Origin of the sequence: Streptococcus mitis (assembly GCF_003942965.1) — a bacterium.
Classification (GTDB): domain Bacteria; phylum Bacillota; class Bacilli; order Lactobacillales; family Streptococcaceae; genus Streptococcus; species Streptococcus mitis_BH.
Map to the genome: position 1 here is coordinate 102,046 of NZ_RJOG01000001.1, position 12,382 is coordinate 114,427.

General features: G+C 40.6%; 12 protein-coding genes. 5 read left to right on the forward strand and 7 right to left on the reverse strand.

All coding sequences use genetic code 11. From position 1 onward, the window contains the following. Positions 1 to 85: 85 nt before the first annotated feature. Together D8837_RS00575 and D8837_RS00580 are read right to left on the reverse strand one after the other, a co-directional pair. On the reverse strand, positions 86 to 1,936 hold the full coding sequence (locus D8837_RS00575; protein WP_045605200.1) for a polysaccharide biosynthesis protein: 1,851 nt from the start codon (positions 1,934 to 1,936) through the stop codon (positions 86 to 88). A 190-nt stretch (positions 1,937 to 2,126) separates the two neighbouring features. Next, positions 2,127 to 2,957: a glycosyltransferase gene (locus D8837_RS00580; RefSeq protein WP_125455859.1), complete on the reverse strand. Its 831-nt coding sequence runs from the start codon at positions 2,955 to 2,957 to the stop codon at positions 2,127 to 2,129. Between the two features lie 154 nt (positions 2,958 to 3,111). On the opposite strand from D8837_RS00580, the gene D8837_RS00585 reads away from it, so the two are divergent. From D8837_RS00585 to D8837_RS00605, 5 genes are all read left to right on the forward strand, one after another. Beyond that, entirely contained in the window at positions 3,112 to 4,278 is a 1,167-nt protein-coding gene (locus D8837_RS00585; protein WP_084865146.1) for a CynX/NimT family MFS transporter, read from the forward strand. A 138-nt stretch (positions 4,279 to 4,416) separates the two neighbouring features. Continuing rightward, the gene (locus tag D8837_RS00590; RefSeq protein ID WP_049551925.1) at positions 4,417 to 4,743 is read left to right on the forward strand and encodes a PadR family transcriptional regulator; all 327 of its coding nucleotides are present in this window, start codon (positions 4,417 to 4,419) and stop codon (positions 4,741 to 4,743) included. Next, positions 4,730 to 5,323: a DUF1700 domain-containing protein gene (locus D8837_RS00595; RefSeq protein ID WP_024057314.1), complete on the forward strand. Its 594-nt coding sequence runs from the start codon at positions 4,730 to 4,732 to the stop codon at positions 5,321 to 5,323. Before D8837_RS00590 ends, D8837_RS00595 begins: the two co-directional genes overlap by 14 nt. Then, the gene (locus tag D8837_RS00600) at positions 5,316 to 6,230 is read left to right on the forward strand and encodes a DUF4097 family beta strand repeat-containing protein (protein WP_049546869.1); all 915 of its coding nucleotides are present in this window, start codon (positions 5,316 to 5,318) and stop codon (positions 6,228 to 6,230) included. The genes D8837_RS00595 and D8837_RS00600 overlap by 8 nt, the downstream gene beginning before the upstream one ends. A 62-nt stretch (positions 6,231 to 6,292) precedes the next feature. Continuing rightward, the gene (locus D8837_RS00605; RefSeq protein WP_125455860.1) at positions 6,293 to 7,357 is read left to right on the forward strand and encodes a DUF6574 domain-containing protein; all 1,065 of its coding nucleotides are present in this window, start codon (positions 6,293 to 6,295) and stop codon (positions 7,355 to 7,357) included. Positions 7,358 to 7,426: 69 nt separating this feature from the next. Here D8837_RS00605 and D8837_RS00610 read toward each other — a convergent pair whose 3' ends face one another. From D8837_RS00610 to D8837_RS00630, 5 genes are all read right to left on the reverse strand, one after another. Then, positions 7,427 to 8,287, reverse strand: a complete 861-nt coding sequence (locus D8837_RS00610) for a DUF4299 family protein (protein ID WP_125455861.1) — start codon at positions 8,285 to 8,287, stop codon at positions 7,427 to 7,429. Positions 8,288 to 8,408: 121 nt separating this feature from the next. Then, the gene (locus D8837_RS00615; protein ID WP_084950675.1) at positions 8,409 to 9,395 is read right to left on the reverse strand and encodes a rhodanese-related sulfurtransferase; all 987 of its coding nucleotides are present in this window, start codon (positions 9,393 to 9,395) and stop codon (positions 8,409 to 8,411) included. Positions 9,396 to 9,527: 132 nt separating this feature from the next. Further along, positions 9,528 to 9,824 carry a bacteriocin immunity protein gene (locus D8837_RS00620; protein ID WP_185755627.1) on the reverse strand — a complete coding sequence of 99 codons (297 nt, stop codon included), beginning with the start codon at positions 9,822 to 9,824 and terminating at the stop codon, positions 9,528 to 9,530. A 56-nt stretch (positions 9,825 to 9,880) separates the two neighbouring features. After that, a complete protein-coding gene (locus D8837_RS00625; protein WP_125455862.1) occupies positions 9,881 to 10,570 on the reverse strand; it encodes a CPBP family intramembrane glutamic endopeptidase in 690 nt (229 codons plus the stop codon). Between the two features lie 231 nt (positions 10,571 to 10,801). Then, a complete protein-coding gene (locus D8837_RS00630) occupies positions 10,802 to 12,286 on the reverse strand; it encodes an ABC transporter substrate-binding protein (protein WP_125455863.1) in 1,485 nt (494 codons plus the stop codon). Positions 12,287 to 12,382 lie beyond the last annotated feature (96 nt).

Consider the following 12,382-nt stretch of genomic DNA (forward strand, 5'->3'; position numbering starts at 1 on the left):
TATCAGAATAAAATGAAGCAAGTTTACACATAACAAAACGCATATTACCAGGCTCTCAAGGACTGATAATATGCGTTTTTCTTTTTTATTCAACGTGGGTTGTTTGATTAGCAAAGGCGATAATGGCTTGCTTCAACTCATCTCCACTAAGAGTGCGGAACTCTTCAATCTTTTGATCGATGGCTTCTAGAGGCATGACATTAACCTTACCAACGAAAATCTTATCCATAACTTGGTTATCAACAAGTTCGGTTGAAACCAAGAGTTCTTCGTAGAGTTTTTCACCTGGGCGGATTCCAACTTCAACAATTGGAATTTCGCTTTCGGTGTGGCCACTTAGGAGCACCATTTTCTTAGCCAAATCATAAATTTTGACTGGTTTGCCCATATCAAGGATAAAGACTTCTCCATCCTTGGCATAAGCACCAGCATGAATAACCAGACGACTAGCTTCTGGAATGGTCATAAAGTAACGGGTCATGCGGAAATCTGTCACCGTTACAGGCCCACCTTCAGCAATCTGACGTTCAAAGACTGGAATAACACTACCACGGCTACCAAGAACATTCCCAAAACGAACTGCACAGTAGGTTGATTGGCTACGTTGGTTAAAGCCAGTGACAATCAACTCAGCCACGCGCTTGGTTGCTCCCATAACATTTGGTGGATTAACCGCCTTATCTGTCGAAATCATAACCATCTTAGGTACTTTAGCTTCATCAACAGCCTTAGCAACATTGTAAGTTCCACGAATATTGTTTTTGAAGGCTTCTTTTGGATTGCGCTCCATCATAGGAACGTGCTTGTGAGCAGCCGCATGATAAACAATAGCTGGCTTGTACTGCTCAAAGACTTGCAAGAGGCGGTCATAGTCTTGAATGTCCGCAATCACAGGTACATAATCAATCCCTTGGAACTTGCGAATCAATTCATGATAAACAAGGTAGATTGAGTTTTCCCCATGACCGAGCAAGACGATGCGTTCAGGATTGAAGCGACTAACTTGGCGACATATTTCAGAACCGATTGAGCCACCAGCACCTGTGACTAAGATTGTCTTACCTGTCAGTTCTGCGCCCAGACGCGATTCATCAAGACGAATTTCCTGACGTCCCAAAAGGTCTGTGATATCAATCTTCTGGAATCCTCCACCTGCTTGGTGAAGTCCCTGAACAACCGTTTCAACCTTAGGCATCTTGTAACATTTGACACCCAGCTTATTACACATCTGCAAGATACGTTCATATTCTGACGGGTCAAGCGACGGAATCGCAACGATAACACGCTCGATTTGATGGCGTTTGGCTAATTCAGGCAGATCATCATATGAACCCAAAACAGGGATTCCACCAAGTTTTTGACCCTTTTTCTTAGAATCCTTGTCCAAAATACCAACAAGTTCTAATTCACTAGTTGGATGTTGGTAACTATCCATAAAGAGAGCTCCACCATCACCGGCACCAATCAAGAAGGTCCGACGGTGTTCTCCATCACCGCTTCCCTTTTTGCGTTTAGAGTAGATTAACTGCCAAGTAATCCGTGGTAATAAAATCAAGAAAGTACTCAACAAGATAAAGAGCACAATAAAACGGATGGAGAAGAGGGGCAAGAAGGCATAGCAGATACTATATGACAAGATACTGCTAGCAGTCACACCAAAAAAGATTTTCATAAAATCCGTAATCTTGCTGTAACGACTAATACTCGCGTTCAACCCCCAAAATCCAATCATCAATTGATAGAACAGGAAGGCCAAACTCGTATAGATAATGTAGTCAACAGGTGCTGGATTAATCAAGCCGTAGAATAAGATATAAGATACAATGATGGAAACCACCATACTCAAAATATCAAATATTCCCCAGAAAACCTGTTTTTGTTGTTTATTTAAAATTTCCACCAGATCAATCACATAATCTGTGAGTTTTTTATTCATAGAAATTTACTCCTCCTTAAAAGAGCCGAATGATTATACTCAATGAAAATCAAAGAGCAAACTAGGAAACTAGCCGCAGGCTGTACTTGAGTACGGTAAGGCGACGTTGACGCGGTTTGAAGAGATTTTCGAAGAGCATTATATTGTTATTATAACACTTTTTATCCAGTTTACGATTTGCTACAATCTTTTACTTGCTTTTTCGTAACAGTTTCATAAAAATAAACTGTCTGACAAATCCGGGACAAAGGGCAACAACCATCTGAATGGCAACACTCTTGGCATACTCCATGTAAGAAATTTGCCCTCGCTTCAGCATCCGTTGACGAGCTTGACGATAAAGTTTGAGGTAACGCAGTCCCCCACGACGCTCAAACATCCCTGCTCCGACACGAACCTTACACAAGATTTGATCCAGATTTCCAGTCTTGGCTCCTGCAGCAATCATGTTGAGCCAGAGAAGGTCATCCTCCATATAAAGCCCATCCTCATAGTTGCCTGCCTTGAGAACCATATCCTTCTTGAACATGACAGTCATGTGGTTAAAGGCACTTCTCATCCTTTGATAAGCCACAATATCTGCATGTTGAGTCGGAACACGACGGTAAGAAACAATCTCATCAGGATTGTCAATAAACTCTGCAATATGTCCACCTAATAGGTCGAGCTTGTCCTTCTCCATTAACTGAACCTGTTTCTCAAAACGGTCTGGAACAGCTATATCATCTGTATCCATACGAGCGATGATATCGTACTGACACTGCAAAACACCCTGTCGAAGAGCCAGACCCAAACCTTGATTCTGCTCAAGAGGATAGCGTTTCACTGGAATATCAGACTCAGCTTCAAGCTGGTCTAATACCTGATAGAGTTCAGGTGTCAAAGGCCCATCCTCAACCAGAACCAACTCGCTCGGTCTCAGGGTCTGATTTTGAACACTCTCAATAGCATCCTTTAAAAATGTCGGATTTTCCTTGATATAGACCGACATCAATACGCTGATTTTTTGCTTTTCAGACACAGTTTTTCTCCAATGTATAGATTTCCTTCCACTATTTTATCATAATTTTCAAGACTTTCCCATTTTTATCTTGAAAGCCCAAAACCTTACTTGACATTATAGGGAAAAAGCCTTAAAATAAGCTGTTATTAAAATCAGCTAGAAGAGGTATTATATGAAAAAGCAATCACTCTTTTTTGTTCCAGGTATTATCCTGATTGGTGTTTCCTTGCGGACTCCTTTTACTGTTTTACCCATTATATTGGGAGATATTTCGCAAGGGTTGGGAGTAGAAGTTAGTTCGCTTGGTGTCTTGACCAGCCTTCCCCTCCTCATGTTTACCCTCTTCTCGCTCTTTTCTACCCGACTGGCTCAAAAAATCGGCTTGGAGCATCTCTTCACCTACAGCCTTTTCTTCTTGACCATCGGTTCTCTCATTCGACTAATCAATCTGCCCCTGCTCTATCTAGGAACCTTGATGGTTGGGGCAAGTATCGCAGTCATCAATGTGCTGCTTCCTAGTCTTATCCAAGCCAATCAACCAAAGAAAATTGGTTTTCTGACTACCTTATATGTAACGTCTATGGGGGTTGCGACGGCTCTGGCTTCCTATCTAGCTGTGCCCATTACACAAGCCAGTTCTTGGAAAGGACTTATCATCCTCCTCACCCTGCTCTGTCTAGCAACTTTTTTGGTCTGGCTCCCAAATCACCGCTATAATCACAGACTGGCTCCACAAACCAAACAGAAAAGCAAAACAAAGGTCATGCATAATAAACAGGTATGGGCAGTGATTGTCTTTGCAGGTTTTCAATCCTTGCTCTTTTACACAGCTATGACCTGGCTACCTACCATGGCCATCCATGCAGGCCTATCCAGTCACGAAGCTGGCTTGCTGACTTCTATCTTCTCTCTGATTAGCATTCCTTTTTCAATGACCATCCCAAGCCTGACAACCAGCTTGTCTACTCGTAATCGTCAGCTCATGCTCACTTTGGTTTCACTGGCTGGCGTGGTCGGCATTTCCATGCTCTTTTTCCCAATCGGTAATTTCTTTTACTGGCTTGCCATCCATCTCCTCATCGGAACCGCAACCAGTGCCCTCTTCCCTTATCTCATGGTCAATTTTTCACTCAAGACAAGCGCTCCTGAAAAGACAGCCCAATTGTCCGGTCTATCTCAAACAGGAGGCTATATCCTAGCAGCCTTTGGGCCAACCCTATTTGGTTACAGTTTTGACCTGTTCCACTCTTGGGTGCCAGCTGTTGCTGCCCTCTTACTCGTCGATATCCTGATGACTGTGGCCCTCTTTACAGTGGACAGAGCTGATAAAATCCTCTAAACTTCTAGTTTTGGCTAGAAGTTTTTTATATATAAAAATTTTACACATTTCTCTTGACAGGGCTTTCTTTTAGATGTACAATGTATGTGTAGAAAAATTATATATAAAAATCCTACACATTAGAAAAGGAGGTTCCCCATGTACTTTCCAACATCCTCTGCCTTGATTGAATTTCTCATCTTGGCCGTACTGGAGCAGGATGATTCTTATGGTTATGAGATTAGCCAAACCATTAAGCTGATCGCTAATATCAAAGAATCTACACTCTATCCTATCCTAAAAAAATTGGAAAGCAATAGCTTTCTGACAACCTATTCTAGAGAGTTCCAAGGTCGCATGCGCAAATACTACTCCTTGACAAATGGTGGTATAGAACAGCTCGTGACCCTAAAAGATGAATGGGCACTCTATACAGACACCATTAATGGCATCATAGAAGGGAGTATCCGCCATGACAAGAACTGAATACCTGACTCAGCTAGAACTCTATCTCAAAAAACTGCCTCAGGCTGACCAAATTGAAGCCATGGACTATTTCAGAGAACTCTTTGACGATGCTGGAGTCGAGGGAGAAGAAGAACTCATCGCTAGTTTGGGAACTCCCAAAGAAGCGGCCCACGAAGTTCTCTCCAATCTCCTCGATAAAAAAATCAATGAGGCACCCGCTCAAAAGAATAACCGACAAATTTTGCATATCGCCTTGTTAGCTCTCCTTGCAGCACCCATCGGTATTCCTCTGGGAATCGCCATCCTCGTGTCCCTGTTCGCAATCCTTGTGGCAGCCTTGACTGTCATTCTAGCTTTCTTTGCGGTTTCCATACTAGGTATCATCGGCGGATTCCTATTTTTAGTTGAAAGTTTCACTGTTCTCGCCCAAGCCAAATCAGCCTTTATCTTGATTTTTGGTGCTGGTTTACTGGCTATCGGTGCTTCTTCACTAGTCTTACTAGGTATTTCCTATGTAGCTCGCTTCTTCGGTCTACTCATTGTTCGCCTGGTGCAATTTGTTCTTAAAAAAGGAAAGAGAGGTGACCAGCATGCGTAAATGGACAAAAGGATTTCTCATTTTTGGTGTTGTGACTACCGTTATCGGCTTTATCCTGCTCTTTGTAGGTATCCAATCTGACGGAATTAAGAGCCTACTTGCCATGTCCAAAGAACCTGTCTATGATAGCCGTACGGAAGAGCTAACCTTTGGCAAGGAAGTCGAAAACCTAGAAATTACTCTCCACCAACACGCGCTCACCATCACAGACTCTTTCGATGATCAAATCCACATTTCTTATCATCCATCTATTTCTGCTAACCATGATCTTGTCACAAATCAAAACGACAAAACTCTAAGCCTCACTGATAAGAAACTGTCTGAAAGTCCATTGCTCTCTTCTGGAATTGGCGGGATTCTCCATATCGCAAGTAGCTACTCTAGTCGTTTTAATGAAGTTATTCTCCAAGTTCCAAAGGGAAGAAGTCTAAAAGGGATCAACATCTCAGCAAATCGCGGTCAAACCAGTATCACTAATGCTAGTCTTGAAAATGCGACCATCAATACCAATAATAGCTATCTCCTCCGAATTGAAGGAAGTCGTATCAAAAACAGTAAACTCACAACACCAAATATTATCAATATCTTTGATACAGACCTTACAGATAGTCAGCTAGAGTCAACAGAACATCACTTCCACGCTGAAAATATCCAAGTTCACGGCAAGGTGGAATTAACTTCTAAAGACCATCTCTCAATCACTCTGACGCAAAAAGAAAGCCAACGAATTAATTGGGACATCTCAAGCAACTATGGTTCTATCTTACAAGCCACAAGAGAAAAACCTGGATCAAAATACACAGAATTAAGTAACCCATACAAAACTGAAAAAGCTGGTGTCAAGGATCAACTCATTGCTAGAGCTGATAATGATATCACTCTAGTATCCACACCAATCAGACGTTGACAAAAGCGCTTACATCTGCTACTATGGAAGCATATTTATCTAACTAAAAAGGAGGTTCTACCATGAAACAAGAATGGTTTGAAAGTAATGATTTTGTTAAATCACCAAATGAAAACAAATCAGAAGATTTATCACAAGAAATGATAGATAAAACTGAAGAAACGACAATTAATCTCGATACAGCAATTGAAAAAAATACTCAAGTAGAGGAGGAAGTCTCTCAAGCTGAAGTCGAACTGGAAAACCAGCAAGAAGAGAAAATTGAAACGCCTGAAGACAGTGAAGCAAGAACAGAAATAGAAGAAAAGAAAGCATTAGATTCTACTGAAGAAGAGTCAGACCTTTCTAAAGAAACAGAAAAAGTCACTATAGCTGAAGAGAGTCAAGAAGCACTTCCGCAGCAAAAACCAACCACGAAAGAGCCCCTTCTTATCAGTCAATCCTTAGAAAGTCCCTATATCCCCGACCAAGCTCCAAAATCTACGGATAAATGGAAAGAGCAAGTGCTTGATTTTTGGTCTTGGCTAGTGGAAGCTCTCAAATCTCCTACAAGCAGTCTTGAAACAAGTAGCACACACAGTTATACAGCCTTCCTCTTGCTCATTCTGTTTTCTGCATCCTCCTTTTTCTTTAGTATCTACCACATCAAACATGCTTACTATGGACATATAGCAAATATGCATAATCACTTCCCTGAACAATTTGCTTCATTAAATCTCTTTTCGATTATCTCTATCCTAGTAGCAACAACGCTCTTCTTCTTTTCATTCCTCTTGGGTAGTTTCGTCGTGAGACGATTTATCTACCAAGAAAAGGACTGGACGCTAGAAAAGGTTCTCCAACAATATAGTCAACTCTTGGCAATTCCAATCTTCCTCACTGCTATTGCTAGTTTCTTTGCCTTCTTTGATAGCCTGCGATTTACAGCCCTCTTGTGTGTGATTAGCATTGGAATCATTCTGCTTGCCAGTCTCCATATCATTACAAGACCAAGTCAATCAAGTGAAACCGACTCCTTCTATCAATTATTCTTGTCTGTCCTTGTGAACGGAGTTATTATCCTCCTCTTCTTTGTAGCTGAAGTGGCACTGATTGGAGATTATCTTCGTATCTTGGCCTTTCTTTAAAATTCAATCCTGTCTTTCATGGCAGGATTTTTCTATGCCAAAAAGCAAGTCGATTGACCTGCTTCTGCTTTACTCTTCTTGTGCTAATGTTTTAAAATCTTGTCCTAGGATGGGTTGTACTTCTAATTGATTGGCATCTAGTTGGTGGTAAGATGCTGATGGTAGCAACTCTAGGAATTTTGCATAGTCCAAGCGGGCAATGGCTTCATAGTCTTCTGGTTTAGAGCCATCTCCTGTAATTTGAACCAAGTCAATCTCCCATTGGACTTCCTTATCCAGCAATTGCTCAATATAGGCTGCAGGCACAAATGGTTCTCTCGGCAAAACGGTCTTGACACCTTGAGCCAGATTGTAAACGCCATGCACTTTTCCTTCTCCATCCTGATAGAAGGAAACTCTTGCAAAGTAAGCATCCGTCTCTTGAACCGCACGCACACGCGCTTCAAACTGTACCAAGCCGTCTTCCTCTAAAAAGCTTTTCAAATCCTCATGACTAAAGAAAACAGGATTAAAAATTCCTTGGCAAATCGTAAAACGAGCTGCAGTGTCTGCTAAATGGGCTTGAATACTTGCTTGGAAATAAGCTTCAAAATCAAAACCATCTAATCCTTCAATCTCAGTTCCCGTGTAAGCAAGCAGAGCATCTAAAAATGATTTGATAATCTGCCAGTCTGTCTTCGTTAGTAGGTCAGGAAGATCGACACGGTAAGCCTTTTGACCATCAGCATAACTGACCTTAAAGAGGAATTGTGATTGTCCCACTATCGCACATTCGATATACTCGAGACGGTTGAGAGGCTGACGGAGATAGACTGCATCATAGCTATGTGACTCCAAGCCATCTACCAAGGTCAAGATAGACTTGGCAGTCAAAATTTCCTGTTCTCCTAAAATGCTCTGTTTATTTGGAATAAAAAATGTTTTCGTCATAACTGGACTCCTTTGAAATCGTTTACATATAGTATACCTTATTTTCCTGAAAGATACAGAAACAAACTTTAGATTTTTGAGTAAAAAGCATAGAAAAACAGCCCCTAAGGACTGTTTAATCTTATACAGTAGCTGCTTGATCCAAGCTTTCACCGATAGCGGCTAGGCGCTCGACAACTTCAGCTTGTGTCAATTCATTTTCTGAAACATAGCGGTTACGTGGGTGAACACGGCACTCGTGTGAACATCCACGAAGGTATTTGTCTTCATTTTCTTCTGATGTCAAGATACGACGGTTACAGAATGGATTTCCACAGTTGACATAACGTTCACATGGTGTTCCATCAAACCAGTCTTTCCCTACGATGGTTGGGTTGACATGGTTAACATCTACGGCAATACGCTCGTCAAAGACGTACATTTTCCCATCCCAAAGCTCACCTTGGACTTCTGGGTCTTTACCGTAGGTTGCGATTCCTCCGTGCAATTGGCCGACATCTTTGTAGCCTTCACGGACCATCCAGCCTGAGAATTTCTCACAGCGAACGCCACCTGTACAGTAAACCACGACGCGCTTGTCCATGAATTTTTCCTTGTTATCACGAACCCATTGTGGCAACTCACGGAAGTTGCGGATATCTGGGCGGATAGCCCCACGGAAGTGTCCTAGGTCGTACTCATAATCGTTACGTGTGTCGAGGACAACTGTATCTTCGTCAAGAAGGGCTTCTTTGAACTCTTTTGGAGACAAGTAAGCACCTGTTGTTTCAAGTGGGTTGATGTCGTTGTCAAAGTCGTTGTCTTCCAAACCAAGGTGGACAATCTCTTTCTTGTAGCGAACAAACATCTTCTTAAAGGCTTGTTCTCTTTCCTCGTCAATCTTGAACCAGAGGTCTTCCATACCTGGGAGGCTGTGAACGTAGTCCATGTATTTTTGAGTTGTTTCATAGTCACCTGAAACTGTTCCGTTAATTCCCTCGTCAGCGACTAGGATACGGCCTTTAAGTCCGATTGATTTACAGAAAGCCAAGTGGTCTGCAGCAAATTGCTCTGCATTTTCAATTGGAGTGTAAAGGTAGTAAAGTAAGACACGAATATCTTTTGCCATAAGATTTGTTCTCTTTTCTATTCTTAAATTTTCAGAATTTTTCATCTATCTATACTAGTATACCTGCTTAAGAAAACGAATGCAATTTATTTGACTGGAAATTTTTAGAAAGCGACCTGTCCCTACACTTCATCAGTAGCCATAGCGAATAGCTGATAATTCTCTCAATTTTTTGATCTGCTCGGATTGATTTTCTGACAATATCAGCTTATTATCAATCAACACATGTGAGATATCAACATTCATTTGGCTCAATATAAAAGGAGTAGAAGTCCCATCGTCCTTCAATCTTCTTTGATAAATCACTAATTGATTTTTCAAGGGAGTCAATTGAGGCGTATCCTTTATATCTTCCAATAGATGATTTATGATAGTCATGGCTTCACAACGTCTTTCGCTTCCTCCTGCAAACCATTTTAATGGTGCCATTCTCATTTTCCTCCTTAAATTGAAAAGCTATCATTCCTAACTCTCGTACCAATATTTCACCCAAATACCCTGTGTAAAAAAGTCAGCAAAAATGGTAATGTCGCGAAAATATTATTAATCACATGCACCGCATAGGATGGATAAATACTCTTGGTATAGCGGGTCAAACTAGCAAAGATGATGCCAGATGTTGCAAAGACGAAGATATCTAACAAACTAGGCAGGCTTGAAAAATGAGGAAGAGCAAATAAAATTGACGGAAGAAGCAAATCAAGGCCAAATCTCGAATGCTTAAAAAAGGCGTGTTGCAGTAATCCTCTATAGATTAGCTCTTCCATAAGTGGAGTCAGAAAGAACAAAGTTATATAGATACCTAGCTCAGCAAAGTTGGTCCCACTATAACCGATCAATACAGCCCAACCTTCAGCAGTTGATTGAACATGTTTAGCTGTCTGAACGTTAAAAGAGATCTGGAGCACTACCACTAATACTGTCAAAATCGAATACCAAAGCCATTTTTTTCTTGGAATGTGAAAGAGATAACCATGACCTGTCTTAACCAGAATCCAAATCATGACTCCGCTAAATAGCAAACTCATGAGATTTTGAATCCAGACGAAATTGCCAATCTGGGAAGAAAATTGCCAATAATTTTGGACGATAAGCGTCAGCTGAGAAAGACCAAATACGAAAAATAAGTAAGAGAAAACTGCACTTATTTTGAAGACAAGCTGATACTTCTTCATATGAACTCTCCTTTGTAAACTCGAGATATCTCTAATATAAGCTATATTTTCCTAAATCCTTACTCCAAATCCTAAATGGTACTTGAGATTTCCTGAATGGTTAAATAGTGATAAAAAACATAGATATATATGCTCTTGTTTCAAAAAATCACTGCCTCCCCCAGATAAGCCTGAGGAAAACAGTGATTCAATTTTTAGGAATTAGGAATGAATACACGAAATCAATTGATCTTATGATTTTTTGTTTTTCAAGAATTCATCGTATTGTTTTTGCATTTCGTTCAATACTTTTTCGTAAGCACCTTCAGATTTCAATTTTTCCATCAATTCTGGAATAGCTTTATCTGGGTCTACAGTACCAGTGTTGATAGCTGTATCGAATTGTTGCATTGTGTTAGAGATTGCTGAGATTTCAGATTTCACACTGTCAGTGTTAAAGATGAATCCAAGCGCTGGAGATTCTTTAGCTTCAGCCAATTGTTTCTTAGAATCTTCGATTTGTTGGTCTGTAACGTTTTCGTTGATGTAAAGGATCCAGTTGTTACCAGTGTTCCATCCACCCATGTGAGTGTTTCCTTTGTATCCATCAAGAACGCGAACACGGTTTTCTTTGCCTTCAATTTTTTCCCAGTTCTTGCCTTCTGGACCATAAACAAGACCATTCAAGAGTTCTGGGTTAGTGTTCAAGAGGTTCAACACTTCCATTGATTTTTCTTTGTTCTTAGAGTTGTTTGAGATGACAAAGTTAGCAACTTGTGTTGTTTGGTTTTTCTTGATGAAGTTAGTGAATGATTTGATTTGGATATCTTTGTTAGCAACACGTGAAAGCAAACTGTTACCGTAGTCAGCTGGTCCTACTGTTTCTTCACGAACGAACCAAGTATCTTGTTGAAGGTCAAATGAAGTATCGCTTGTTGCTACGTCTTTTGGAATGTATCCAGCTTCATAGAATTTGTGAAGAGTCTTCAAGTGTTCTTTGAAACGAGGAACATCGTAACGGTTTACGATCTTAGTAGTGTCCCCTTCAAGGTCGATAACGAATGGAAGACCATTTGCTACTGGGTAGTCAAAGTTCTCAGATGGGATGAAGTTCTTAGTAACCGCAAATGGCACTACATCTGGAGCTTTTTCTTTGATTTGTTTCAAGACTGGTTCAAGTGTTTCGTATGAAGTGACACCTGAAATGTCGATACCATATTTAGCAAGAAGAGTTCCGTTGAAGGCAAAGTTTTGAGATGATGCAACGTTGGCTGCAACTGGAACAGAGTAAATTTTACCGTTTACAGTGTTACCTTTGATGTAAGCTGGGTCAAGTGCTTTATAAAGTTCTGCCCCTTCTTTCTTATACAACTCTGTCAAGTCAGCATAAGCACCTTTTTGAGCATTTACAATGTAGTTATCTGCAAAGGCGATATCATAGTTTTCACCAGATGATGTGATAACTGACATTTTCTTACCATAGTCACCCCATCCAAGATATTGGATATCCAATTTGGCACCAACTTTTTCTCCGATGATTTTGTTAGCATTTTCTAGCAATTCATCCAAGTTATCTGGTTTGTCACCAATTTGGTACATTTTGATAACAGTTTTTTCACCTGAAGCTGAGTCAGCAGCTTTTTTGTTGTTACCTGAAAGGTTCCCACAAGCAGCAAGACCTGCAGCCAAAGCGACTACGCTAGCAGATGCAAAAGCATATTTTTTCCAGTTTTTCATGATAAAAACTCCTTTTTTTATTTTTAAACTTATAAACAATGTAATGATTTTAACTTCACGCAAGGGAAGTTGGGAAATGAGAAATGTTCTTTCTCA